The sequence below is a fragment of the Vibrio campbellii CAIM 519 = NBRC 15631 = ATCC 25920 genome (assembly GCF_002163755.1).
In the GTDB taxonomy this organism is placed as follows: domain Bacteria; phylum Pseudomonadota; class Gammaproteobacteria; order Enterobacterales; family Vibrionaceae; genus Vibrio; species Vibrio campbellii.
Map to the genome: position 1 here is coordinate 2,724,048 of NZ_CP015863.1, position 25,881 is coordinate 2,749,928.

The window sequence follows — 25,881 nt, forward strand, 5'->3', positions numbered from 1 at the left end:
TCAATTTTCTTTGTGGGTTGAGGTTGGTCGTACGCAAACGATCACCTTATCTTGCGGCGTGTAGTGTAACACCCCGCACCATGGGTTAAAAGCCGCTTGCCATTGCTTTGATTTATTGAATGAAAGTCTTAATTTTAGAACTTATCTAATTAAATAAAACATCAATAATGACATTGCTGTCTATAAATTGTGCATCAGATGTTGACCTCGCACATATGCACCATTACACTCATCAGTGCTTTAAGCAACTATTAAAATAATCAATTAGGGGATTATCCCCAAAACATCAACTCAAATGGCAAGGAAAAAGAAATATGGACTCAATTGCAAAGAGACCTCGTACTAGGCTTTCCCCTTTAAAACGTAAACAGCAACTGATGGAAATCGCTCTTGAAGTGTTTGCTCGTCGCGGCATTGGCCGTGGTGGTCACGCGGATATTGCAGAGATCGCTCAAGTTTCTGTTGCGACGGTATTTAACTACTTCCCTACTCGTGAAGATTTGGTGGATGAAGTTCTGAACCACGTTGTGCGTCAGTTCTCTAACTTCTTGTCGGATAACATCGACTTAGACATCCACGCGCGCGAAAACATCGCCAACATCACTAATGCAATGATTGAGCTAGTAAGCCAAGATTGCCATTGGCTGAAAGTTTGGTTTGAGTGGAGCGCATCGACACGTGATGAAGTATGGCCATTATTCGTGACCACAAACCGCACTAACCAACTTCTAGTGCAAAACATGTTCATCAAAGCGATCGAGCGTGGTGAAGTTTGTGACCAACATGAACCGGAACACTTGGCGAATCTATTCCACGGTATTTGCTACTCTATTTTCGTACAAGCAAACCGCTCTAAGAACGAAGCTGAGTTAACGAACCTAGTAAGCGCATACTTAGATATGCTATGCATCTACAACCGTGAACATCACTAAAAAATAATTAGGCTTAAAAAATCAAAGGCTGATACTTAGGTATTGGCCTTTTTTGTTTTTGGGAAACGGGAAACGGGAAACGGGAAACGGGAAACGGGAAACGGGAAACGGGAAACGGGAAACGGGAAACGGGAAACGGGAAACGGGAAACGGGAAACGGGAAACGGGAAACGGCTTTATTTTGTCTTTCTAGGGACAAAACCCGTCAACTCCTTTTAGAGCCGAGCCTCTTTCAATAGCCTCCCAGCAATCACCTCTCGATTCCTAAAGCGAAGCGTTCCCGAATCTCCAAGCGCAGCGTTCTTTTCTTCCAATAAAAAAACCGCTGACAAGTCAGCGGTTTTTATCATTCAACGTTCAAGAAAAATTACTTTTTCTTTTTCACTGCTTTTTTGTTTGGAAGGTCAGTGATTGAGCCTTCAAATACTTCAGCAGCTAGACCCACAGACTCGTGTAGAGTTGGGTGAGCGTGAATAGTTAGTGCGATATCTTCTGCATCACAACCCATCTCGATAGCTAGACCGATTTCACCAAGCAGTTCACCACCGTTAGTACCAACGATAGCACCACCGATTACGCGGTGAGTCTCTTTATCAAAGATAAGCTTAGTCATACCGTCTGCACAGTCAGATGCGATTGCACGACCTGATGCTGCCCATGGGAATGTTGCCACTTCGTAGTTGATGCCTTCTGCTTTCGCTTCTTTCTCAGTCTTACCAACCCATGCCACTTCTGGCTCAGTGTAAGCGATTGAAGGAATAACTTTAGGATCGAAGTAGTGTTTCTTACCAGAGATAACTTCTGCCGCTACGTGGCCTTCATGCACACCTTTGTGAGCAAGCATTGGTTGGCCAACTACGTCGCCGATCGCGTGAATGTGAGGAACGTTAGTGCGCATTTGCTTATCAACATTGATAAAGCCACGCTCGTCTACTTCGATACCCGCTTTTTCAGCATCGATAAGTGCACCGTTTGGAACACGACCGATAGCAACAAGAACGGCATCGTAACGCTCTGCTTCAGCAGGTGCTTTTTTGCCTTCCATTGAAACGTAGATACCGTCTTCTTTCGCTTCAACTGCTGTCACTTTAGTTTCAAGCATTAGCTTGAACTTGTCTTTGATACGCTTAGTGAAAACTTTAACGATGTCTTTATCCGCCGCAGGGATTACCTGGTCGAACATTTCAACTACTTCAACTTTAGAACCTAGAGAGTGGTAAACCGTACCCATTTCTAGACCGATGATACCACCACCCATGATAAGCAGTTTTTCTGGTACTTCTTTCAGCTCTAGTGCATCCGTTGAATCCCAAATACGTGGGTCTTCGTGCGGGATGAATGGCAGTTTGATTGGGCGAGAACCCGCAGCAATGATAGCGTTGTCGAAGTTAACCGTTGTTGACTCGCCTTCGCCTTCTACAAGGATAGAGTTAGGGCTTGTGAACTTACCGTAGCCATTTACTACAGTAACGTTACGCATCTTAGCCATACCGCCAAGGCCGCCAGTCAGTTGGTTTACAACTTTCTCTTTCCAGATACGGATTTTGCTGATGTCAGTTTGTGGTTCGCCAAACACAACACCATGTTCAGCCATCGCTTTCGCTTCTTCGATAACTTTAGAAACGTGAAGAAGTGCTTTAGATGGAATACAACCAACGTTTAGACATACACCGCCAAGAGTGCTGTAACGTTCAACTAGTACTGTTTCTAGACCTAGATCCGCACAGCGGAATGCAGCTGAGTAACCAGCAGGACCAGAACCAAGTACAACAACTTGGGCTTTAATTTCTTTGCTCATTGTGACCTCTTGTAGTCATTATCCCTAACAGGCTGAGTAGATGTTCTTAAATTATTAGGCTTTCAAACGGTCGATATTTTACAGAGATGTTAACAGTGTGAAAGCAGCTTTAAGTTAGCCTGTGAGCTAGACAACAATTCATCTTTCAGTTTCTGAACGATGGAAGAAATTGTCGTCTAAAAATAGTCTTTTATATAAAGAATTAAGGTGACCCGAAAGCCACCTTAACTATTACTTTCTCAATTACAGTACTAGGCGACGAATGTCTGATAGTGCACCGTTTAGGAAAGTAATGAAGCGTGCACCTTCTGCACCATCGATCACACGGTGGTCGTATGATAGAGACAGTGGAAGTTGTAGGCGTGGTTCGAATTCTTTACCGTTCCACACTGGCTTCATTTCAGATTTTGATACACCTAGGATACCAACTTCTGGCGCGTTTACGATTGGTGTAAACGCAGTACCGCCAATACCACCAAGGCTAGAGATTGTGAAACAACCGCCTTGCATGTCAGCTGCTGTTAGCTTACCTGCACGTGCTTTCTTAGAAACTGCCATAAGCTCTTCAGATAGCTCGTAGATGCCTTTCTTGTTCACGTCTTTAAATACAGGAACAACAAGACCGTTTGGCGTATCTACTGCAATACCTACGTTCACGTACTTCTTGAGAATGATGCTTTCGCCATCTTCAGAAAGTGAAGAGTTGAACGCTGGGAACGCTTCAAGTGCTTTAGCAACAGCTTTCATGATGAACACAAGAGGAGTGATCTTCATGCCAGTGTCTTTCTTCGCTTCGATCGCGTTCTGCTCTTTACGGAATGCTTCTAGCTCAGTGATGTCAGCATTGTCCCACTGTGTAACGTGAGGGATCATTACCCAGTTACGGTGTAGGTTTGCACCAGAGATCTTCTTGATCTTAGAAAGCTTCTGAACTTCAGTTTCGCCGAACTTGCTGAAGTCAACTTTTGGCCAAGGTAGTAGACCAAGCGCTGCACCGTCGCCTTTGCCAGATGCTGCTGCACCTGCGCCAGACTCAAGACGCTTAAGAGCATCTTTTACGTAAGCTTGAACGTCCTCTTTTAGGATACGACTCTTACGACCTGTACCTTTAACCTTAGATAGGTTAACGCCGAATTCACGAGCAAGACGACGAACAACTGGAGATGCGTGTGCGTAGTCGTTGTTCTCTTGGAAATCGTTCGCTGCAGGTGCCGCTTCAGCTTTTGCTGCTGGAGCAGGAGCCGCCGCAGGTGCTGGAGCTGCTGCTTGTGCAGGTGCTGCAACAGGAGCTGGAGCTGCGCCAGCTACTTCGAATACCATGATTAGAGAGCCAGTCGTTACTTTATCGCCCGCTGCAATCTTGATTTCTTTTACAGTACCAGCGAATGGTGCAGGAACTTCCATAGAAGCTTTATCGCCTTCAACAGTGATTAGAGATTGCTCTTCTTCTACTGTGTCGCCAACCGCTACCATTACTTCAGTAACTTCAACTTCGTCACCGCCGATATCTGGAACATTCACTTCTTTGTCAGCTGCTGCCGCTGGAGCCGCCGCAGGTGCCGCTGGAGCTTCTACTGCTGCTGGAGCCGCTGCTGCGCCTGAACCTGCAGTTTCGAATACCATGATTAGAGAACCAGTTGTTACTTTATCGCCAGCAGCAACTTTGATCTCTTTTAGCGTACCAGCGAATGGTGCTGGAACTTCCATTGATGCTTTGTCGCCTTCAACCGTTAGAAGAGATTGCTCTTCTTCGATGCTGTCGCCAACTGCAACCATGATTTCAGTAACTTCTACTTCGTCGCCACCGATATCAGGAACGTGAACTTCTTTCAGTTCTGCCGCTGCTGCTGGAGCTGGAGCCGCTGCTGGAGCCGCTTCTGCTGCAGGAGCAGGTGCAGCAGCTGCTGCACCCTCGGCTTCGAAAATCATGATTAGAGAACCAGTCGTAACAGAATCACCTTCCGCTACTTTGATTTCTTTAACGATACCTGCTTGAGACGCTGGAACTTCCATAGAAGCTTTGTCGCCTTCAACAGTGATCAGAGACTGTTCTTCTTCAACCTTGTCGCCAACGCTTACAAGAATTTCAGTAACTTCAACCTCATCCGCACCGATGTCAGGTACATTAATTTCGATTGCCATTGCTTATTTACCTTCTAGTTAAGCGCTTTATTAAGCGTATTGTGGGTTAGTTTTTTCAGTGTCGATGTTGAACTTAGCAATCGCTTCAACGACTACTGATTTCTCAACATCACCACGTTTCGCTAGCTCAGTAAGAGCTGCAACTACTACGTAGCCTGCGTTAACTTCGAAGTGACGACGTAGGTTCTCACGGCTGTCAGAACGGCCGTAACCATCAGTACCAAGTACTTTGTAAGACTCAGAAGGCATGAACGCACGAACTTGCTCAGAGTAGTTCTTCATGTAGTCAGTCGCTGCGATAGCTGGCTCAGTACCCATTACTTGTGCAATGTAAGGTACTTTCGCTTCTGCTTCTGGGTGAAGCATGTTGTAACGCTCTACGTCTTGACCATCACGAGTTAGCTCGTTGAACGATGTTACAGAGAACACGTCAGATGCGATGCCGTACTCTTCGCTTAGGATAGTCGCTGCTTTACGTACTTCGTTCATGATAGTACCAGAGCCCATTAGCTGAACTTTAGACTTGTCACCAGCGTAAGACTCAAGCTTGTAGATACCCTTACGGATGCCTTCTTCAGCGCCTTCTGGCATTGCTGGCATTGCGTAGTTTTCGTTCATTACAGTTAGGTAGTAGAACACGTTCTCTTGGTTCTCACCGTACATGCGACGAATACCGTCTTGCATGATTACTGCAACTTCGTAAGCGAATGTTGGATCGTAAGAGATACAGTTAGGAACCGTGTTCGCCATGATGTGCGAGTGACCATCTTCGTGCTGTAGGCCTTCACCGTTTAGTGTTGTACGACCTGCAGTAGCACCTAGTAGGAAACCACGAGCTTGTTGGTCACCAGCCATCCACGCCATGTCGCCAACACGTTGGAAACCGAACATTGAGTAGTAGATGTAGAACGGGATCATTGGTAGATCGTTCGTGCTGTAAGAAGTCGCAGCTGCAACCCAAGAAGCCATTGAGCCTAGCTCGTTGATACCTTCTTGTAGAACCTGACCTGATGTTGCTTCTTTGTAGTAAGAAACGATGCCCTTATCTTCTGGTGTGTATTCCTGACCGTGCGGGTTGTAGATACCGATCTGACGGAATAGACCTTCCATACCGAACGTACGAGCTTCATCACAGATGATAGGAACAATGTTCTTACCAATGTTCTTATTCTTAAGCAGGATGTTAAGAGTACGAACGTAAGCCATTGTTGTAGAGATATCACGCTTTTGCTCACCAAGTAGCGGTGCAAACTCTTCTAGCTCAGGTGTTTTGAATTCTTGAGTGAACTTAGGTAGACGCTGTGGCGTGTAACCTTTTAGTTCTTTACGACGAGCGTGTAGGTATTCGTACTCCGCTGTACCTTCTTCAAGCTTCAGGTATGGAAGTTCTTTCACTGCTTCGTCAGTTAGGATGTCTTGAAGACCTAGACGATCACGTAGGTGTAGTACGTGAGTCATGTCCATCTTCTTAACTTGGTGCGCGATGTTCTTACCTTCAGCCGCTTCACCCATGCCGTAACCTTTAACAGTCTTCGCTAGGATTACTGTTGGACGACCTTTAGTTTCTGCTGCGTTCTTGTAAGCTGCGTACAGTTTAGAAGACTCGTGACCACCACGCTTAAGTGCGAAGATTTCGTCGTCAGTCATGTCTGCAACTAGTGCAGCTGTCTCTGGGTACTTACCAAAGAAGTGTTCACGTACGTAAGCACCATCTTTAGATTTAAATGTTTGGTAGTCACCATCTACAGTTTCGTTCATCAGCTGTAGAAGCTTACCTGTTGTATCTTTAGCAAGTAGAGCATCCCAGTTGCTACCCCAGATAACTTTAACAACATTCCAACCAGCGCCTTTAAATAGGCCTTCTAGCTCTTGGATGATGCTACCGTTACCCATTACAGGGCCGTCTAGACGCTGTAGGTTACAGTTGATTAGGAATGTTAGGTTGTCCAGTTTCTCACGCGCTGCGAAAGATAGAGAACCACGTGATTCTGGCTCATCCATTTCACCGTCACCTAGGAACGCGTATACACGCTGTGCAGACGTGTCTTTCAGACCACGACCGTCTAGGTACTTAAGGAAACGCGCTTGGTAGATCGCAGAAATTGGACCAAGACCCATAGATACTGTTGGGAACTGCCAGAACTCAGGCATCAGTTTAGGGTGCGGGTATGATGGGATACCTTTACCGTCTACTTCTTGACGGAAGTTGTCTAGCTGCTCTTCAGTTAGACGACCTTCAACGAATGCACGAGAGTAGATACCCGGTGAGATGTGACCTTGGTAGTAAACTAGATCGCCACCGTCCGTCTCGTTTGGAGCACGGAAGAAGTGGTTGAAACAAACTTCATAGAACGCTGCTGCTGACTGGTAAGAAGCCATGTGACCACCAAGGTCTAGGTCTTTCTTAGAAGCACGCAATACGATCATGATTGCGTTCCAGCGAATAATCGAACGAATACGACGCTCAAGAGTTACATCACCAGGGTAAGCTGGTTCTTGTGCTGCTGGAATAGTGTTGATGTAGTTTGTGTTGATGCCAGTTGGCATATCAACGCCGTCTAGACGTGCTTTTTCTAGAACGGTTTCTAGTAGAAACTGTGCACGTTCTACACCTTCTTCACGAACAACGGATTCAAGGGCTTGTAGCCAATCTTGAGTTTCCAGTGCATCTACGTCATGCTTCATGTCAGACATGGCGATCTATCCTTCTGTTGGTTGGATCTACTTATTTAAGTAAGCGGTTCTTGTATTAAGAATCGTTACCTTGCTGAATTCGACGCAGAGAACGCTCTCGTCGAGACTCTTCTCGAGTCAAATCCAACAATGTTTCTTCAATATAAGCTAAATGTGAGTGAGACATTTCACGTGCCTTTTCAGGCTGACCAGAAACAATCGCATCCACGATATTAGCTCTGTGTTTACTTACTTTATCGACCACTTCATCGCGGCGATGTAAGAGCTTTAGATTCTGTAGAACATTTTGCTCAAGCAAAGGGGCAAGGCTACGAACGATATGAAGTAACACAACATTGTGTGCTGCTTCTGTTAGAGCAATAAGGAACTGCATAACTGCCGCCGCTTCTGCTTCAACGTTGTCGCCTTTTTGCTCTTCACTGATTTGATTCAAGCATGCTTGAATACGAGCAAAATCTTCATCGGTACCACGCAATGCTGCAAAGTACGCGGAAATACCTTCCATCGCATGGCGCGACTCAAGCAGGTCTAACTGCGTTTCGGAGTGAGATGACAATAGGTTCAACAAAGGGTCTGAGAAACTCTTCCAGATGTTTTCGCTAACGAATGTGCCACCGCCTTGACGACGAGTAAGCAGACGTTTTGCTTCTAAACGCTGAATGGCTTCACGGACAGATGGACGAGACACATCGAACTGCTTAGCGAGTTCGCGCTCTGGTGGCAATTGTTGCCCCGGAGAGAGTGTTCCTTCCACAATCAACCTTTCTAGCTCTTGTTCAATAACATCAGAAAGCTTTGGCTGACGAATCCTTTGATAAGCCATAATTTATTGTTCTTCTACTCTTGCAGGTAATTGGTAATACCAATTTTAAGTTGGTGCAGAAATTAACATAATTAAAACGTCACTGTCCAGCCAAAAGTTGACCTAAATCATAGAACAGACTTACAGCCAACACTTTGATAACAATCGACCATTAAAACAGCAATAAAATTGGTATTACCAATTACATAAACAAAACAGATGGGAAGTCTGCGTGCTAGTAAATTTGATCAACAAAAACAAAAAATGACAAAATTATCTGTACAGTTATGCACCACTAGCCGTTTTAAACGTTCAAAATGTAGTTAACTTTTAACAAGCGCTCATATTTCTTGTATCAAAAAAAGGCATAACTGAGTGTATGCCTTATTTATTTCTGTTTTTTGAATTTACACTTTCGCTACAAGTTAGCTTTGTAATTGCTGTCTGTATTTGACCCAGTCAAAGCTTAGACCAGGATCCGCTTTTCTCAAGGGAGCAATGTACTGATGCCCTGTAATTCGAGGTAAAGTGATTTTCGGGTAGGTCTGCATGATCGCATGGGTCAAAGCAGTAAGTGATTGATATTGTTCTTCTGTATAGGCAACAAACTCAGTCCCTTCGAGCTCAACACCAATGGAATAATCATTGCAACGTTCACGACCAGCAAAGCTAGACTGCCCTGCATGCCATGCCCTATCAAGAAATGAAACAAACTGGACTATTTCGCCATTACGCTTTATTAAGCAATGTGCCGAAACGCCCATTTTGTGAATTACCTCAAAAAACGGATGGGCGTTGGGATCGAGGTTACCCGTGAAAAAGTCTTCTATATAAGAGCCACCAAACTGCCCTGGCGGCAAACTGATGTTATGAACCACCAGCAGAGAGATGTCATTTTTATCAGAACGAGCATCAAAAAATGGCGATGGGACGTGCATAGCCTCCGTCAACCAACCATTCTCGATTTTTAGGCACATATCAACCTCTCTACTTTGCAAATTAACTGCTGAAATTATTGACACCGGAGAGTATCATTCGTTGCCATCTCCCTTTCAAGACAAGATTTGCGATGAAGAACACACACAACAGCCAAGAACGCCTAGAATACCTTAAGCAACAGCTTCCATTAGAAATCACTCGCGCCGTAGCCGATACCCTAAAAGAAGATCTAGGTGGAGTATTGGATGAAGACAAAGACATCACCGCATCGCTTATCCCTGTTGACGCTGTTAACACAGCAACCATCATCACCCGTGAACACGGTGTGTTTTGTGGTCAAGCATGGGCAGATGAAGTATTCAAACAACTAGGTGGCAAAGTGACCATCGAGTGGCATGTCAAAGACGGCGACAAAGTTGAGCCTAACCAAACGCTTTGCACCCTGACGGGCCCTGCTCGAGATTTGCTCACTGGCGAGCGCAACGCAATGAACTTTATTCAAACCCTTTCTGGTTGCGCGACCATCACTGCTGAATACGCAGAAAAAATTGCTCACACTGAGTGTCGTCTGTTAGATACACGCAAGACCATTCCAGGTCTGCGTAGTGCCTTGAAATATGCCGTAGCATGCGGTGGCGGCTTTAACCATCGTATCGGTGTGTTCGATGCCTACCTTATTAAAGAAAACCACATTATTGCTTGCGGCGGTATCACTCAAGCGATTACCACCGCAAAACAGTTGAACCCAGGTAAGCCAGTTGAAGTAGAAACGGAAAGCTTGGATGAACTAAAAGCAGCGATCGAAGCGGGCGCCGACATCATTATGTTAGACAACTTCACCAAAGATATGATGCGTGAAGCGGTTGCCATCAACGCTGGCCGTGCTGCGCTAGAAAACTCTGGCAATATAACCTTAGAGACTATCGCTGAATACGCAGAAACGGGCGTAGATTACATCTCAGTAGGCGCTTTGACTAAGCACCTAAAAGCGATGGATCTTTCGATGCGCTTCAAGTAAACCAGTGTGAAAAAACACAAGTAACTCTCTTATTCTCATAGAGTTACACTTATCAAAACTCAATAAAGAGCCGTAAGGCTCTTTATTTTTATCTGTTTAAAAAATAACACCACTCACAAAACCTTGCACACAATATGCAACCAGAGTGCAAAGATCTTTATCTCACTCGAGAGCCCCTTCGTTTCCAGTTTCCACTTGTTTCTACTCTTTTTACTCTTCTGTGCCATGCATAAGCATTAACTAAATTTATCTTAAGGAAACAAGATGAACACGAATAAACAGAAGAAGCAGCAAGGTTTTACTCTGATTGAATTAATGATTGTGGTAGCGATTATTGGTGTTTTGGCAGCAGTTGCTATACCAGCTTATCAAGACTACGTTAAAAAATCAGAAGCCGCATCAGCTCTTGCTACCTTAAAATCCTTGATTACTCCGGCTGAACTATATTATCAAGAAAATGGAACGAGCACAGCTGCTGGTCTTTCTGATTTAGGTTCAGTAGCTTCAGCTAACGATTTAGGCACACTAACATCGGTAATTGGATCTGGTTCAGGTGGAGTACCAACCCTAAAGTTTGCTTTTGGTTCAAACAGCTCTATGGCCTCGACTGATACTTTAACTTTCTCTCGTAGTGCAACCGAAGGTTGGTCTTGTGCTCGTGCTGGTACAGTCCCAGCAATTGATGGCTGCCAATAACATAGTTGTTAATGCTAACCAACCTCTCAACGGTTCTTCGCCAAGCAGGAATACTGACCTTTTCCCAAGAAGAATCGTTACTTGAGCAAGCAAAAGCTTCTGGCATTTCGATGCCGGAGGCTTTACTCAGTTCTGGCTTTTTCCAATCTCATGAATTAACGGAGCACCTAAGCTCAGTATTCGGGCTTTCTTGCACTTCTCTTAACCAATACGAATACGCTTCGCTATGCCAAACGCTTGGCTTACGCGATCTCATCACTCGCCATAACGCTTTGCCGCTTAACCGCACCTCTTCAACTTTAATTCTCGCGGTAGCTGACCCAACCAACCTTCAAGCCGAAGATGACTTTCGTTTTGCAACCGGCTTGCAAGTCGAGCTTGTCCTCGCTGACTTTCGCGAGCTGACAGCAGCCATTCGACGTTTGTATGGCCGATCGCTTGGGCAAGAAAAATCCGGTCTTAAAGAAATCAACCAAGATGAACTGGCGGGTTTGGTTGATATTGGTGAGGATGAAATTGAGAACATCGAAGATCTCAGCCAAGATGAATCGCCGGTCAGTCGCTATATCAACCAAATTTTACTCGATGCTGTCCGTAAAGGGGCTTCCGATATTCACTTCGAGCCCTATGAAAACATGTACCGCGTGCGCTTGCGTTGCGATGGCATCTTAATTGAAATTCAGCAGCCTCCGAGTCATTTAAGCCGTCGTCTCTCAGCTCGGATAAAAATCTTATCTAAGCTTGATATCACCGAGCGCCGTTTACCACAGGATGGGCGCATCAAGCTCAAATTAAATCAAGACACTGCAATTGATATGCGTGTCTCCACACTACCAACTCTGTTTGGAGAAAAGATTGTTCTGCGTTTGCTCGACAGCAGTTCTGCAGCACTAGATATCAATAAGCTCGGTTATAGCGACTCACAAAAACAACTTTATTTGGATGCCCTGCGCCGTCCGCAAGGTATGATCCTGATGACAGGCCCAACAGGTAGCGGTAAAACGGTCTCGCTCTACACTGGATTGAGCATTCTTAATAAACCAGAAATCAATATCTCAACCGCTGAAGATCCCGTTGAGATTAATCTGCCCGGCATTAACCAAGTTCAAGTTCAGCAAAAGATCGGCTTTGGTTTTGCAGAGGCGCTTCGCTCTTTCTTACGTCAAGATCCTGATGTGGTTATGGTAGGCGAGATCCGAGATCTCGACACAGCAGAAATCGCGATCAAAGCATCACAGACTGGCCACTTAGTTCTCTCCACTTTGCACACAAACTCAGCTGCCGAGACTGTTATTCGCTTGTCTAATATGGGCGTAGAAAGCTTTAACCTCGCCTCCTCTCTCAGTTTGATCATCGCCCAACGTTTGGCTAGAAAACTTTGTCCATATTGTAGACAACCTCAAGATCCAAACAGCCAACTTCAACATATTGGAATCACCAGCACCGAACAGATCTTTCAAGCTAATCCCGACGGTTGTAACGAGTGTACCCATGGTTATTCAGGGCGAACCGGCATTTACGAAGTGATGAAGTTTGACGAATCCCTTTCAGAAGCACTCATCAAAGGCGCCTCTGTACACGAACTAGAAAAACTCGCCATTGCCAATGGTATGCAAACCTTACAAATGTCTGGCATCGAAAAACTCAAACAAGGCATTACCAGCTTCAGAGAATTGCAGCGCGTTCTCTACTTTTAACATTTATAAGAATTATTAGGCAGTCACTCAGTTTATGAAAACCATCGCTCCTCAACTCAAGAACTACCGTTGGAAAGGCATTAATAGCTCGGGTAAAAAAACCTCTGGAAACGTGCTCGCCATGACCGAAATCGAGGTAAGAGAGCGCCTCGATGCTCAACACATCAAGATAAAGAAACTGAAGAAAGGCAGCATTTCTTTTATCACCAAGATCAGTCATCGCGTCAAAGGCAAAGACATCACGATATTTACTCGCCAAATTGCCACTATGCTAATGACGGGCGTACCGATTGTTCAGGCACTTAAGTTGGTTTCAGAGAACCACAAAAAAGCCGAGATGAAATCGATTCTGATGAGTGTCACACGAGCGATAGAGGCAGGGACACCGATGTCGAAAGCCATGCGCACTGCCAGTACACATTTTGATCCGCTTTATACAGACCTAATCGCGACTGGTGAGCAGTCCGGTAACCTATCTCAAGTCTTTGAACGTTTGGCAACTTATCGAGAAAAGAGCGAGCAGTTGCGCGCAAAAGTAATTAAAGCGCTCATTTACCCAGCGATGGTGGTTTTAGTAGCGCTTGGGGTTTCCTATTTAATGCTGACTAGAGTTATCCCTGAGTTTGAAAAGATGTTTACAGGTTTTGGAGCCGACTTACCCGCCTTTACTCAGATGGTACTCAACCTCTCTGCTTGGACCCAAAACTGGGGCCCCTTTATTGGACTGAGTTTTGTGAGCCTGCTCATTTCCGGCAAAATTATGTCGCAACGATCCGATTCATTTCGCCTTTTAGCCGCGCGTTCGAGTTTAAGAGTCCCTATCTTGGGGCCTGTATTATCCAAAGCAGCCATTGCCAAGTTTAGCCGTACTTTAGCAACCAGCTTTAGTGCGGGTATTCCAATTCTCACCGCATTAAAAACAACCTCAAAAACCTCCGGTAATATGCACTATCAATTAGCAATTGAAGAAGTGTATCGAGACACTGCAGCTGGTATGCCGATGTATATTGCCATGCGTAACTGTCACGTTTTCCCTGAGCTAGTACTGCAAATGGTCATGATAGGTGAAGAGTCAGGTCGATTGGATGATATGCTCAACAAGATAGCCGCTATTTATGAGTTTGAAGTGGATAATACCGTTGATAATCTGAGTAAGATTTTAGAACCATTGATCATCGTCTTTCTTGGCGTGGTGGTTGGCGGTCTAGTCACAGCAATGTACTTACCAATCTTTAATTTGATGAGCGTATTAGGATAGAATGATCCTTTAGCAAATTAATACCATCAAAACAGCATCTTGCTTATTTGATTCATCGCTCAAGAGACAGATATGGAAGTATTCCAGTACTACCCATGGCTATTCGTTGTGTTTGCCACAATTTTCGGTTTGATTGTGGGTAGTTTCCTCAACGTGGTTATTTACCGTTTACCCAAGATCATGGAACTAGAATGGCGACGTGAGTGCGCTGAATCCTTCCCTGAATATAAGATTGAACCACCCAAAGAGACGCTGACGTTAAGCGTACCGCGCTCATCTTGTCAGCAATGCGGCATGCAAATTCGCATTCGTGACAATATTCCGGTAATTAGCTGGCTATTACTGAAAGGCAAGTGCCACAACTGCCAAGCGCCCATCAGTGCTCGCTACCCTCTTATTGAACTGCTTACTGCGTTTTGTTCGGGTTTTATCGCTTTTCATTTCGGTTTTAGCTACTTCACTGTAGCGCTGGTTTTCTTTACCTTTGTATTGATTGCTGCCACGTTTATCGACCTCGATACCATGTTGTTGCCAGACCAACTGACTCTACCATTGATGTGGGCAGGTATCGCACTTGCTTTTGCTGGTATCAGTCCTGTCAGCCTACAAGATTCTATCATTGGTGCAATGGCAGGCTATCTGTGTCTTTGGAGTGTTTACTGGCTGTTTAAACTTATAACAGGCAAAGAAGGCATGGGCTATGGTGACTTTAAACTCCTCGCGGCATTGGGCGCTTGGCTGGGTTGGCAATCTCTACCGATGATCATTTTGCTCTCTTCGGTGGTTGGCGTCATCTTTGGTCTTATCCAACTGCGCTTGCAAAAACAAGGTATCGAGAAAGCCTTTCCTTTCGGCCCTTACCTTGCGATTGCTGGCTGGGTGAGCCTAATTTGGGGCCATCAAATCCTCAACTGGTACTTTACGTCGATTCTAGGAGTGTAAATGGCTTTCGTTATTGGCCTTACTGGTGGTATTGCAAGTGGCAAGACTACGGTGGCAAACCTATTCAAACAGCAGTTCAAGATCGACATTGTCGATGCTGATATCGTGGCTCGCGAAGTCGTGGAGCCAGGAACTCCAGGGCTAAATGCCATCATTGAGCACTTCGGTGCCGATATCGTCCGCGATGATCAGACACTTGATAGAGCCAAATTAAGAGAAAAGATCTTCTCTAACCCAGAAGAGAAAACATGGCTTAATGGTTTATTGCATCCGATGATTCGTGAAAAGATGATCGAAGATTTGGAGCAAGTCACATCGGACTATGCCCTCTTGGTTGTACCTTTATTGGTAGAGAACAAGCTTGATAGCTTATGTGATCGAGTTCTTGTCGTCGATGTTGACCCACAAACCCAGATCTCCAGAACTGTAAAACGCGATAACGCAAGCGAAGAGCAGGCAAATGCGATCTTGGCGTCCCAGGCTTCTCGTGAGCAACGGCTTGCTCTGGCGGATGATGTGGTGAAGAATAATCCAGATGACCCAGATCTTTTGCTTCAAATCACAGATTTACACGAAAAGTACCTAGCCATGTGTAAGAAAAATCTGCGAAAATAGGAATGAAACTCACCAAGGCTAATGTCGATGACCACGCACAAATTTGAACATCCGTTAAATGAAAAAACTCGCATCTATTTAAGAGTTGAGTCTTTGCTGCGTCAGGCTCATCTAGCCTCAAGTTTTGCTGATAACCACCAATATCAGCTCTTCTTCCGCGCGCTTTTCGATATGGTCGAAATCTTTGAGCAGATCCAGCTGAAAAGCGAGTTGGCAAAAGATCTAGAGAAGCAGCGTTTAGCTTATCGTAACTGGTTAAATGTTGATGGTGTCGACCAACAGGCACTTGGCGAGCTGCTTAATGAGATCGATGTCGTTCATAGCCAACTGATGACGGCTGAGCGTTTCGGTCAAGCACTTAAGGAAGATCGTTTCTTAAGCTCAATCCGCCAGCGTTTTAACTTACCGGGTGGTTCATGTTGTTTCGACCTACCTGCTTTGCATTACTGGCTTCACTTACCGATTGAGCGTAAAAAGCACGATGCTGACCAGTGGCAAGCAAGCTTAAAGCCGCTCTCTGATGCCTTAGCTTTATGGCTGAAACTGACTCGTGAAACAGGCCATTTTAAAGCCCAAATCGCTCGCGCAGGGTTCTTCCAAAGTGACGCGGATGAAGCCAATATCCTACGTTTACACATCCCAATGGAATACGGTGTTTACCCGATGATTTCGGGTCATAAGAACCGTTTTGCCATCAAATTCATGGCCTTTGAAAGTGGTCAAGCTTGCACGCAAGACGTCGAGTTTGAACTTGCGGTTTGTAGCTAAGCACAACACGCACTACTATTGCCTTAATACCTTTGAACACCGAATAAATAGGACGAATGACGATGTCTAAAATTACTGTCGTTCCATGCCCACAATGTGGCGCAGACGTTGAATGGGGCGAGCAAAGTCCTCACCGCCCTTTTTGTAGCAAGCAGTGCCAGATGATTGATTTTGGCGAATGGGCTGATGAAGAAAATACCATTGCTGGTGCTCCGGATATGTCGGACAGCGATGGTTGGTCTGAAGATCAGTACTAAAGAATTGAGAGGCTAGAGTCGAGATACGACAGCGCTACGCTTCGAAAATAAAGAGAAGGGTTGATGTGAGAGCATCGGCCCTTTTTGTTTTTCGGGATTCGGTTCATGTTGTCTTTCTAAGGACAAGTTCTGTCAATACCCTCGAGACCAAATTTCTTGCACTAACCATCCAACCACACCTCTCGGCTCCTAAAGCGATGCGCTCTCAAATCTCGAAGCGTAGCGTTCCCGATTCTCGAAGACGAAGTCCGTTCCCTCAGCACTGCGCCCTTTTTCGCACATAAAAAAACGGAGCCCAGATGGGCTCCGTTTACTATGAGAACGCTAGTTATAGCATTACTTCTTAGCAAGTTTCTCTTTGATACGAGCAGACTTACCAGAACGCTCACGTAGGTAGTACAACTTGGCACGACGTACTGCACCACGGCGTTTAACTTCGATGCTATCAACGATTGGAGAGTGTGTTTGGAACGTACGCTCAACACCTTCACCGTTAGAGATCTTACGTACAGTGAAAGCAGAGTGAAGACCACGGTTACGGATTGCGATTACAACGCCTTCGAAAGCCTGTAGACGCTCACGGTCACCTTCTTTAACTTTAACCTGAACTACAACAGTGTCACCTGGTGCAAATTTAGGTAGGTCTGATTTCATTTGCTCTTCTTCAAGAGCTTTGATGATGTTACTCATTTTTTAAATTCCTAGAATAAACTGATACTAAATAAATTAGGTTACTTTGCGTTATGTTCACTAATGAACTCAGCAAGTAATTGTTCCTGTTCGTCAGTCAGAGCTAGGTTTTCCAGGAGCTCTGGTCTTCTAAGCCAAGTTCGGCCCAGCGACTGTTTTAGTCGCCATTGACGAATATCCTTGTGATTGCCTGACATCAGTACCGTTGGTACCTCTTTGTCATCCAATACTTCTGGACGCGTATAGTGAGGGCAATCTAACAAGCCATTTGCAAAAGAATCTTCTTCTGCTGACGCGAAATCCCCTAATACACCCGGAACAAACCGAGAGACAGAATCGATCAACGTCATGGCTGGTATCTCACCACCCGTCATCACAAAATCACCAATCGACCATTCTTCGTCGACTTCAGATTGAATGATGCGCTCATCTACCCCTTCGTAACGACCACAAATCAGAAGTAAATTCTCATTCGTTGCCAGTTCTTCGACTCCTTTCTGGTCGAGCTTGCGACCTTGAGGAGAAAGGTAAATGACTTTCGTCTTACCCGGTGAGGCTGCTTTCGCGGTATGAATGGCATCGCGCAAAGGCTGAACCATCATTAACATACCAGGACCACCACCGTAAGGTCGGTCATCGACAGTGCGATGTTTGTCGTGAGTGAAATCACGAGGATTCCAAGTCTCAATCGACAAAAGACCTTTTTTAACCGCTTGACCTGTTACCCCAAAATCAGTAACAGAACGGAACATTTCAGGAAAAAGGCTAATAACGCCAACCCACATGTTTATCTCGCTCTGTAATTTTGGAGATTAGAATCCAGGATCCCAGTCAACTTCGATCCGTTGAGCTTCGCGATCAACTTTGATGATCACTTGCTCTTCAAGGAACGGAATTAATCGTTCCTTCTGCCCGAAAGCATCTTTTAGATTTGCTTTAACAACCAGAACATCGTTTGAGCCAGTTTCTAGAATGTCAGATACGACACCTAGATCGTAACCTTTAGTGGTTACTACTTGCATCCCAAATAATTCACGCCAGTAGAACTCATCTTCTGACAATTCAGGCAGTACCGCAGGGTCAATAGCAATTTCAAAGTTGGTCAGTAAATGCGCGTCTTCGCGAATATCCAGACCTTCCAGCTTAGCCACCATACCTTTGTTATGGCGCTTCCAGCTTTCTACTTTGTACTCAACCCACGTACCCTTTTGGTTAATAAACCAAGGGCTGTAATCGAAAATGCTTTCAGCATTGTCTGTGTAGGAAAAAACTTTAAGCCAACCACGAATGCCGTAAGTAGCACCAAACTTGCCTACAACAATCTTTTCGTTGCTCATTGTTTCTTTACCTTTCATCGACATAAACTAGTTTCTACTTCTAAAGTAAAATTAAGCCGCTTTTTGAGCGTCTTTAACTAGCTTAGCAACGCGGTCAGATAGAGACGCGCCTTGGCCAACCCAGTGGTTAACGCGGTCTAGGTCTAGACGTAGACCTTCTTCTTGACCTTGTGCTGTTGGGTTAAAGAAACCAACTTTCTCGATGAAACGGCCAGTTGCAGCGTTGCGGCTGTCCGCTACTACGATTTGATAAAATGGACGCTTTTTAGCGCCGTGACGTGCCAAACGAATGGTTACCATGTCGTCCTCTTTGCTTTCTCAAAAATAAAATTAACCCCAATAATCGTCCAAAAAGCTGAACAACCTGGGGTCTCGTGCCAAAATAAAGCTCCGGAATTTTACTCTTATCCCGGAGCAATGCAAGGGGTTTAGTTACTTTTTCACCAACATAAATTGAAATTCAAGTTTGTGATGTAGCTAACACCCTGAAACTAAAGTCTAGGCAATCGTTTAACGACCAAATGGGTTGAAGCCACCGCCGCCACCCATACCGCCCATCATGCCTTGCATGTTACGCATCATGCCTTTCATGCCGCCCTTCTGCATTTTCTTCATCATCTTCTGCATTTGGGTGAACTGCTTCAGTAGACGGTTAACGTCTTGAACCTGTACACCTGAACCTGCAGCGATACGCTTTTTACGCGAACCTTTGATGATTTCAGGACGTTGACGTTCTTTCATTGTCATTGAGCTGATGATCGCTTCCATTTGCTTGAACATCTTGTCATCGACTTTGTCTTTTACGTCTGATGGTAGCTGAGACATACCTGGTAGCTTATCTAGCATGCCCATCATGCCACCCATGTTTTGCATCTGACCTAGCTGTTCACGGAAGTCTTCAAGGTCAAAACCTTTCTTCTCTTTGAACTTCTTCGCTAGTTTCTCTGCTTTTTCTTGGTCAACATTGCGTTGTAGGTCTTCAATCAGTGACAGTACGTCACCCATGCCTAGAATACGCGATGCAACACGATCAGGGTGGAACGGTTCTAGTGCGTCGGTCTTTTCACCCACACCTAGGAATTTGATTGGCTTACCCGTGATATGACGAACCGATAGCGCCGCACCACCACGTGCATCACCATCCACTTTAGTCAGAATCACACCAGTTAGCGGTAACGCATCACCGAATGCTTTTGCTGTGTTCGCAGCATCTTGACCTGTCATTGCATCAACAACGAACAGCGTCTCAACCGGGTTAATCGCAGAGTGAAGATCTTTAATCTCACCCATCATTTCTTCATCGATAGCCAAACGACCCGCGGTATCGACAATCAATACGTCGTAGAATTTCTTCTTCGCGTGATCAATTGCTGCGTTAGCAATATCAAGTGGCTTTTGATCTGGTGAAGATGGGAAGAAGTCGACACCGATGTCTGATGCTAGGGTTTCTAGCTGTTTGATCGCCGCAGGACGGTAAACGTCGGCAGACACAACCAAGACTTTCTTCTTATCGCGCTCTTTCAGAAGCTTAGATAGCTTACCTACCGATGTGGTTTTACCCGCACCTTGTAGACCTGCCATCAAAAGTACTGCTGGCGGCTGTGCTGCTAGGTTAAGCGCTTCGTTAGACTCACCCATTACCGCTTCAAGCTCAGCTTGAACGATCTTGATGAATTCTTGGCCCGGCGTTAGGGATTTAGAAACTTCTACGCCAACCGCTTTTTCTTTAACGCGGTTTACAAATTCACGTACAACAGGAAGCGCAACGTCCGCTTCCAATAGTGCCATGCGTACTTCACGTAGGGTTTCTTTAATGTTGTCTTCGGTCAGACGACCTTTGCCACTGATATTCTTCAGCGTTTTGGATAATCGATCCGTTAAATTCTCAAACATCTTTGTCTCTTCGCTAAAATGGCGATTAATTAGTGTGAGTATACCTTAGCCAACGTCACAGTCATACCCGAACACTGCTCTTATCCTTAACTTGAGGGCTAACTCGTTAATTTCAATATCTCATCTCTCGTGATTGATGAGGCATCGCCCATAGCCCCAAAGAGTAATGCAAGGTATAATTTTCACCATTGTGCACAATAACTCTTAAGATTCATGGATAGCTTAATTGCCATCGCAGCCGCCATTCTTTACGTTTTGGCAATTGCGACCATCATTCCCGGACTCTCTCAGCAGTCTGGAATCAAAGCGAAAACCGTATTTGCCAGCGCGGCATGTGCGTTGGTTTTTCACGCTTGGATTCTGAGTGATCTGATTTTCGACGGTTCAGGACAAAACCTCAGCATTCTTAATGTTGCCTCTTTGATCAGCTTTATCATCTCGCTGGTAATGAGTGTGGCGATGCTAAAGAACCGCCTATGGTTCCTTCTTCCTGTGGTTTATAGCTTTGCTGCCATCAATTTAACTGCTGCTACGTTCTTACCAAGCACCTTTATTAAGCATTTAGAAAACGACCCTAAGCTACTTATTCACATTTCTTTTGCGTTGTTCTCCTACGCGACTTTAACCATTGGTGCGCTTTACGCACTGCAATTGGCGTGGCTCGATCACAAGCTTAAAGCGAAGAAGTCATTAGCAATCAACCCGAACTTGCCACCTTTAATGATGGTTGAGCGCCAACTGTTCAAGATTATATTGATTGGTAACTTGCTACTGACAGGCACTCTATTGACTGGCTTTATCTTTGTGCAAGACATGTTTGCCCAGGGTAAAGCACACAAAGGCATTCTTTCTTTCATCGCTTGGATTGTGTACTCGATTCTGCTTTGGGGGCACTACCAGAAAGGCTGGCGTGGTAAGAAGGTTACCTGGTTTGCCGTTGCGGGAGCGACATTGTTAACCTTGGCATACTTCGGTAGTCGCTTTGTGAAAGAGATCATTTTAAGTTGATGTTCTCCATCTATAAAATTGCAATTAATAAGGAACCTTGTGCTCCTTATTCTTTATATTGATGGGCAAATAAAATAGAGTACCCCTTATTCCATTGACTTAATGGCCAAGCTCGGTCATAAATTAACCAAGCACATACAAGGAACAGCAGCGTTTTGGACGACATATCTACGGGTATCTTATTTGCGCTACTCGCGTGTCTTATCGTCATATCAGGTTACTTCTCCGGTTCTGAAACAGGGATGATGTCTTTGAACCGCTACCGCTTAAAGCACTTAGCCAATAATGGGCATAAAGGGGCCAAGCGAGTCGAAAAACTACTAGACCGCCCAGATCGCCTGATTGGTCTCATCCTTATCGGCAACAACCTCGTGAATATCCTAGCCTCTGCCATCGCAACCATTCTTGGTATGCGTTTGTATGGTGATTTAGGTGTCGCGATAGCAACAGGTGCACTCACCATGGTTGTCTTGGTGTTTGCCGAAGTCACGCCGAAAACCATCGCATCGCTTTACCCAGAGCGTGTTTCTTACGCAAGTAGTATCCTTCTTACCATTCTGATGAAGATACTGTCACCACTGGTGATGTTGGTGAACTTCATTACCAATGGCTTTATTCGTTTGATTGGTGTGAAAGCAGATCACACCACTGAGGATCACTTAAGCTCAGAAGAACTGCGTACCGTGGTCAACGAAGCGGGCGGCCTCATTCCTCGTCGCCACCAAGACATGCTGGTTTCGATTTTGGATCTGGAGCACGTCACCGTGAACGACATCATGGTGCCACGTAATGAGATCACGGGGATCGATATCAATGACGATTGGAAATCTATCGTCCGCCAGCTGACTCACTCTCCTCATGGCCGTATTGTGCTGTACCGTGATCAGATTGATGAAGTGGTTGGCATGCTGCGCCTTCGTGAAGCGTACCGCTTGATGCTAGAAAAGAACGAATTCAACAAAGAAACACTACTGCGTGCTGCCGATGAGGTGTACTACATTCCAGAGGGCACACCTCTGAACGTGCAAATGTTGAAGTTTCAACGCAACAAACAGCGTATCGGTTTGATTGTCGATGAGTATGGCGACATTAACGGTCTGGTGACGTTGGAAGATATCTTGGAAGAGATCGTTGGCGAATTTACCACTTCTATCGCACCAAGTTTATCGGAAGAAATTACTCCGCAAGGTGATGGCAGCTTCTTGATTGAAGGCAGCGCCAACATTCGTGATATCAACAAAGGCTTGAAGTGGAAACTACCAACCGACGGCCCACGAACTTTGAATGGTCTGATTCTGGAGCATTTAGAAGATATTCCAGAGAGCCACTTAAGCGTTCAAGTCGCTGGGCATCCAATGGAAATTGTCGATATTGAAGAGAACCGAATCAAGCTGGTGAAGGTGTATCCAAAGCTGAAACAGAGCAGTTAAGTACACCTCTTCCAATATTCCAATCAACAAAAAAGAGCCTGACATTGTCAGGCTCTTTTGTTTTCAGCTGTCGAAACTAAAAACTAAGTTAGTCGATACGTAGCTCTTTCAGCATTGACTCTGGCAGTGCCAATTCATCATTCTTATTCACCGCCACACCCGCTTCTAGAATGTTCTTCGCGATTTGCTTCGCTTCATCCAGAGAGTGCATCGCTGCTGTACCACATTGGTATTCGTTCAACTCAGGGATCTTGTTTTGGTCTTCTACTTTTAGTACGTCTTCCATCGCGGCAATCCAAGCGTCAGCCACTTGCTGCTCTGAAGGCGTACCAATCAAGCTCATGTAGAAACCAGTACGGCAACCCATTGGTGAGATATCAATTATCTCAACGCTATCACCATTTAGGTGATTACGCATAAAGCCTGCGTACAAGTGCTCTAATGTATGAATTCCTTTCTCAGAAAGGATGTCTTTGTTTGGAGCAGTGAAACGTAGGTCGAATACCGTGATGGTGTCTCCTTTTGGAGTTTGCATCGTTTTAGCCACACGAACCGCTGGTGCATTCATACGCGTGTGGTCTACGGTAAAGCTGTCTAATAAAGGCATTACATCTCTCCTGATTGTAATCACCAACACTCTCGAGTATTGGTCGTTATTTTTTGTTCATTCCCTCACCTAAAAGTCAATTAGATGAGCTAAAAGAACCAGCCGCTGTTGTCTTCTAATTCCTGACGGCATTGTTTCAGCTGCCAGCCATATGTCTTTGCGGTTTGCTCTACGCGTCTTGCAACCTTAATCAAGCTTGGTTTGCTGTTATAAGATCCACGTTTGTATCCGCCACGCCCCTCGTGATAGGCAAGGTACTGGTTGTAAGGATCCCACAACGAGATGCCCAATTGGCGACGAGTTTCATGGGTATACCAACCAACAAACATCATGGAGTCGTCAAAGTTAGTACGTGAACCGCCTTGTCCCGTTGCATCTTGGAAATCATCCCAAGCAGGATCTTGAGCCTGAGCGTAGCCGTATGCGCTGCTTACACGCCCCCATGGAATAAAGCCAAGAATGTAATCTTTTGGTGGTCGAGCATCGTGGCGAAAACTACTTTCTTGCTTGATGATCGCCATGGCCACGTTGATTGGCGTGCCCCACTCTTCTTCCATATCTTTGGCATCTTCATACCAACCAGATTTTTCTCGGAATATTTCACATAGGTTGTCTTGTTGCTTTGGGGGCGCAGTCGCACAACCGGCTAAAATCACGCTCCCAAGCACAGACACGACTAACGGCTTAATGTCCAATCCCTGTCCTTACTACTGATTATTGTTTTAGATAAGCAAAGTAATCTTCTAAGAAATCATCGAAAGATAACGTATCACTTTGCTCTGCTTGTTTTTGCTTCTCTACCGATGTCGCAACTTCCGTTTCCATAGCGTCAGCTGAATATTGCTCATAGCTGTGTGCTAGGTTTTCTTCACGGAACTTCATGCCAAGCGCACAACCCACTTTACCTAAACCGCCGTGCTCTTTTGTTAATTCAAGCAGTTGGCCAGAAATGGTCAGCTCTGGTTCATCAATCCAAGATTCTAGTTTGTCGCACACCGCTTGGTACGCATTACCACCAGCCGCACTATCCATTTCAACCGCAATCTGGCGAAGATCAGCGAACACTCGGTGTGCCCAATCTTGCAGAGATAGACGCTCGCCTTGGCAGCCGATTTGCAGCATCAAGCCTTTCTCACGACCAGAGACAATCACCTTGTTCCAGTTGTCACGCCAGCATTCAAGTTCACAGTTGTCCATTGGGTCTGAGTCAGAAAGCGCTGCCCACGTTAGGAATAAATCAAGGAAGCGTACTTGCTCTTCACTCACGCCAACGGCACTGAATGGGTTCACATCTAACGAGCGAACTTCAATGTATTCCACACCACCACGCTGCAAGGCTTCAGAAGGTTTTTCACCGCTCTTCGTTACGCGCTTCGGACGAATTGGGGCGTAAAGTTCATTCTCAATTTGCAGAATGTTTGAGTTCAGCTGACGGTACTCACCATCCACTTTCACGCCAATCTCAGCAAACTCTTCGGATGGACGTCGAATCGCGTCACTTAAACCATCAAGATACTGGCCGATAGAATTAAAGCCAATCTTAAGCACGCTTTGCGCACTGTTGGTGTAACCGAGATCACTTAGACGCAGAGAGGTCGCTTTTGGTAGGAATAAAGTCCCGCCAATTTTTTCAAATAGAAGATCGGTTTCACGACCTTGAATGAACGAGCCACACAGTGCCGGTGACGCACCAAAGAAGTACGGGATCATCCAGCCAAAGCGGTAGTAGTTACGAATCAGCGCAAAGTACGCGTCTGATTTCGTGTCTTGGCGTGCTTCTTCATCTTGTTCACCATGCAAGGCGTCCCAAAATGACTCAGGGAAAGAGAAGTTAAAATGCACGCCCGAGATAATTTGCATCAAGCTACCGTAACGGCGTTTTAGGCCTTCACGGTAAAGCGTTTTCATTTTTGCTGAGTTTGATGAGCCATACTGAGCGAGCTGAATATCATCCTCGCTACCCACGTAACATGGCATTGAAAGTGGCCACATTTTCTCTTCACCCATTTTGGTTTGCGTGAAGTGATGAATGTCTTTCAACTGCCCCATTAATTCAGGGATCTCGTGTGATACTGGCGTAATAAATTCCAGTAGGGACTCAGAAAAGTCGGTCGTGATCCATTTGTTTGTGAACGCTGAGCCCAAACCCTCTGGATGAGGTGTTGTTGCTAGGTGTCCATCCTGACGATAGCGCAAAGTTTCTCGCTCAACACCGCGTCCAAACTGCTTAAATACTTCTGGGTTTGATGCAACTTGTTTTAGTCGCGCAGCAAAATCAGTCAAAATGAGGTTCGCTTATATTGGGAGCAGGACACTCGCCAAGCGTGGCAAGTGAAAGCTAAGTTATTGATATATAAT

General features: G+C 45.3%; 24 protein-coding genes. 11 read left to right on the forward strand and 13 right to left on the reverse strand.

The genetic code is table 11. The features are described 5' to 3' along the window. Nucleotides 1-314: 314 nt before the first annotated feature. Complete coding sequence (gene opaR, locus A8140_RS12990) at nt 315-932, forward strand: transcriptional regulator OpaR (RefSeq protein ID WP_005531723.1); 618 nt, start codon at nt 315-317, stop codon at nt 930-932. A 367-nt stretch (nt 933-1,299) separates the two neighbouring features. Here opaR and lpdA read toward each other — a convergent pair whose 3' ends face one another. The 5 genes from lpdA to ampD form a co-directional block, all read right to left on the reverse strand. Next, the gene (gene lpdA, locus A8140_RS13000) at nt 1,300-2,730 is read right to left on the reverse strand and encodes a dihydrolipoyl dehydrogenase (RefSeq protein WP_005531721.1); all 1,431 of its coding nucleotides are present in this window, start codon (nt 2,728-2,730) and stop codon (nt 1,300-1,302) included. A 243-nt stretch (nt 2,731-2,973) separates the two neighbouring features. Further along, entirely contained in the window at nt 2,974-4,872 is a 1,899-nt protein-coding gene (gene aceF / locus A8140_RS13005) for a pyruvate dehydrogenase complex dihydrolipoyllysine-residue acetyltransferase (protein ID WP_038862976.1), read from the reverse strand. 30 nt (nt 4,873-4,902) lie between these two features. Then, the gene (gene aceE / locus A8140_RS13010; RefSeq protein ID WP_005536691.1) at nt 4,903-7,566 is read right to left on the reverse strand and encodes a pyruvate dehydrogenase (acetyl-transferring), homodimeric type; all 2,664 of its coding nucleotides are present in this window, start codon (nt 7,564-7,566) and stop codon (nt 4,903-4,905) included. 55 nt (nt 7,567-7,621) lie between these two features. Beyond that, the gene (pdhR, locus tag A8140_RS13015; protein ID WP_005428674.1) at nt 7,622-8,389 is read right to left on the reverse strand and encodes a pyruvate dehydrogenase complex transcriptional repressor PdhR; all 768 of its coding nucleotides are present in this window, start codon (nt 8,387-8,389) and stop codon (nt 7,622-7,624) included. Between the two features lie 404 nt (nt 8,390-8,793). Then, complete coding sequence (gene ampD / locus A8140_RS13020) at nt 8,794-9,345, reverse strand: 1,6-anhydro-N-acetylmuramyl-L-alanine amidase AmpD (protein WP_005536692.1); 552 nt, start codon at nt 9,343-9,345, stop codon at nt 8,794-8,796. A gap of 92 nt (nt 9,346-9,437) precedes the next feature. Between ampD and nadC the strand changes: the two genes are divergently transcribed. The 8 genes from nadC to yacG all read left to right on the forward strand — a co-directional run bounded on the left by nadC (nt 9,438) and on the right by yacG (nt 16,558). Next, nucleotides 9,438-10,325, forward strand: a complete 888-nt coding sequence (gene nadC / locus A8140_RS13025; RefSeq protein ID WP_005536694.1) for a carboxylating nicotinate-nucleotide diphosphorylase — start codon at nt 9,438-9,440, stop codon at nt 10,323-10,325. A gap of 264 nt (nt 10,326-10,589) precedes the next feature. Then, complete coding sequence (locus A8140_RS13030; protein WP_005534039.1) at nt 10,590-11,021, forward strand: pilin; 432 nt, start codon at nt 10,590-10,592, stop codon at nt 11,019-11,021. 11 nt (nt 11,022-11,032) lie between these two features. Beyond that, entirely contained in the window at nt 11,033-12,718 is a 1,686-nt protein-coding gene (pilB, locus tag A8140_RS13035) for a type IV-A pilus assembly ATPase PilB (protein ID WP_005534041.1), read from the forward strand. A gap of 34 nt (nt 12,719-12,752) precedes the next feature. Next, nucleotides 12,753-13,976, forward strand: coding sequence for a type II secretion system F family protein (locus tag A8140_RS13040; protein WP_005534044.1), 1,224 nt, complete (start codon nt 12,753-12,755; stop codon nt 13,974-13,976). Nucleotides 13,977-14,048: 72 nt separating this feature from the next. Then, nucleotides 14,049-14,918 (forward strand): prepilin peptidase, encoded by an 870-nt coding sequence (locus A8140_RS13045; RefSeq protein WP_005534046.1) that lies wholly within the window; start codon nt 14,049-14,051, stop codon nt 14,916-14,918. Then, complete coding sequence (coaE, locus tag A8140_RS13050) at nt 14,919-15,533, forward strand: dephospho-CoA kinase (RefSeq protein WP_005534049.1); 615 nt, start codon at nt 14,919-14,921, stop codon at nt 15,531-15,533. A gap of 27 nt (nt 15,534-15,560) precedes the next feature. Continuing rightward, nucleotides 15,561-16,301: a cell division protein ZapD gene (gene zapD / locus A8140_RS13055; protein ID WP_005534051.1), complete on the forward strand. Its 741-nt coding sequence runs from the start codon at nt 15,561-15,563 to the stop codon at nt 16,299-16,301. Nucleotides 16,302-16,363: 62 nt separating this feature from the next. Next, nucleotides 16,364-16,558, forward strand: a complete 195-nt coding sequence (yacG, locus tag A8140_RS13060) for a DNA gyrase inhibitor YacG (protein ID WP_005534053.1) — start codon at nt 16,364-16,366, stop codon at nt 16,556-16,558. 336 nt (nt 16,559-16,894) lie between these two features. On the opposite strand, the gene rplS is transcribed toward yacG, so the two are convergent. The 5 genes from rplS to ffh all read right to left on the reverse strand — a co-directional run bounded on the left by rplS (nt 16,895) and on the right by ffh (nt 20,478). After that, nucleotides 16,895-17,248, reverse strand: coding sequence for a 50S ribosomal protein L19 (gene rplS / locus A8140_RS13065; protein ID WP_005379971.1), 354 nt, complete (start codon nt 17,246-17,248; stop codon nt 16,895-16,897). Nucleotides 17,249-17,289: 41 nt separating this feature from the next. Then, a complete protein-coding gene (gene trmD, locus A8140_RS13070) occupies nt 17,290-18,033 on the reverse strand; it encodes a tRNA (guanosine(37)-N1)-methyltransferase TrmD (RefSeq protein WP_005534054.1) in 744 nt (247 codons plus the stop codon). 27 nt (nt 18,034-18,060) lie between these two features. Then, entirely contained in the window at nt 18,061-18,609 is a 549-nt protein-coding gene (rimM, locus tag A8140_RS13075) for a ribosome maturation factor RimM (protein WP_005534055.1), read from the reverse strand. A gap of 27 nt (nt 18,610-18,636) precedes the next feature. Next, entirely contained in the window at nt 18,637-18,885 is a 249-nt protein-coding gene (rpsP, locus tag A8140_RS13080) for a 30S ribosomal protein S16 (protein ID WP_004410028.1), read from the reverse strand. 210 nt (nt 18,886-19,095) lie between these two features. After that, nucleotides 19,096-20,478, reverse strand: coding sequence for a signal recognition particle protein (gene ffh, locus A8140_RS13085; protein WP_005462555.1), 1,383 nt, complete (start codon nt 20,476-20,478; stop codon nt 19,096-19,098). A gap of 213 nt (nt 20,479-20,691) precedes the next feature. On the opposite strand from ffh, the gene A8140_RS13090 reads away from it, so the two are divergent. Together A8140_RS13090 and A8140_RS13095 are read left to right on the forward strand one after the other, a co-directional pair. Next, the gene (locus A8140_RS13090; protein WP_005534057.1) at nt 20,692-21,486 is read left to right on the forward strand and encodes a cytochrome C assembly family protein; all 795 of its coding nucleotides are present in this window, start codon (nt 20,692-20,694) and stop codon (nt 21,484-21,486) included. A 155-nt stretch (nt 21,487-21,641) separates the two neighbouring features. Further along, nucleotides 21,642-22,916 (forward strand): HlyC/CorC family transporter, encoded by a 1,275-nt coding sequence (locus A8140_RS13095; RefSeq protein ID WP_005534059.1) that lies wholly within the window; start codon nt 21,642-21,644, stop codon nt 22,914-22,916. 88 nt (nt 22,917-23,004) lie between these two features. On the opposite strand, the gene luxS is transcribed toward A8140_RS13095, so the two are convergent. The 3 genes from luxS to gshA form a co-directional block, all read right to left on the reverse strand. Continuing rightward, the gene (luxS, locus tag A8140_RS13100; RefSeq protein WP_005534061.1) at nt 23,005-23,523 is read right to left on the reverse strand and encodes an S-ribosylhomocysteine lyase; all 519 of its coding nucleotides are present in this window, start codon (nt 23,521-23,523) and stop codon (nt 23,005-23,007) included. 89 nt (nt 23,524-23,612) lie between these two features. After that, nucleotides 23,613-24,218 carry a transglycosylase SLT domain-containing protein gene (locus A8140_RS13105; protein ID WP_005534063.1) on the reverse strand — a complete coding sequence of 202 codons (606 nt, stop codon included), beginning with the start codon at nt 24,216-24,218 and terminating at the stop codon, nt 23,613-23,615. 19 nt (nt 24,219-24,237) lie between these two features. Then, on the reverse strand, nt 24,238-25,806 hold the full coding sequence (gene gshA, locus A8140_RS13110; RefSeq protein ID WP_005534065.1) for a glutamate--cysteine ligase: 1,569 nt from the start codon (nt 25,804-25,806) through the stop codon (nt 24,238-24,240). Nucleotides 25,807-25,881: the final 75 nt, after the last annotated feature.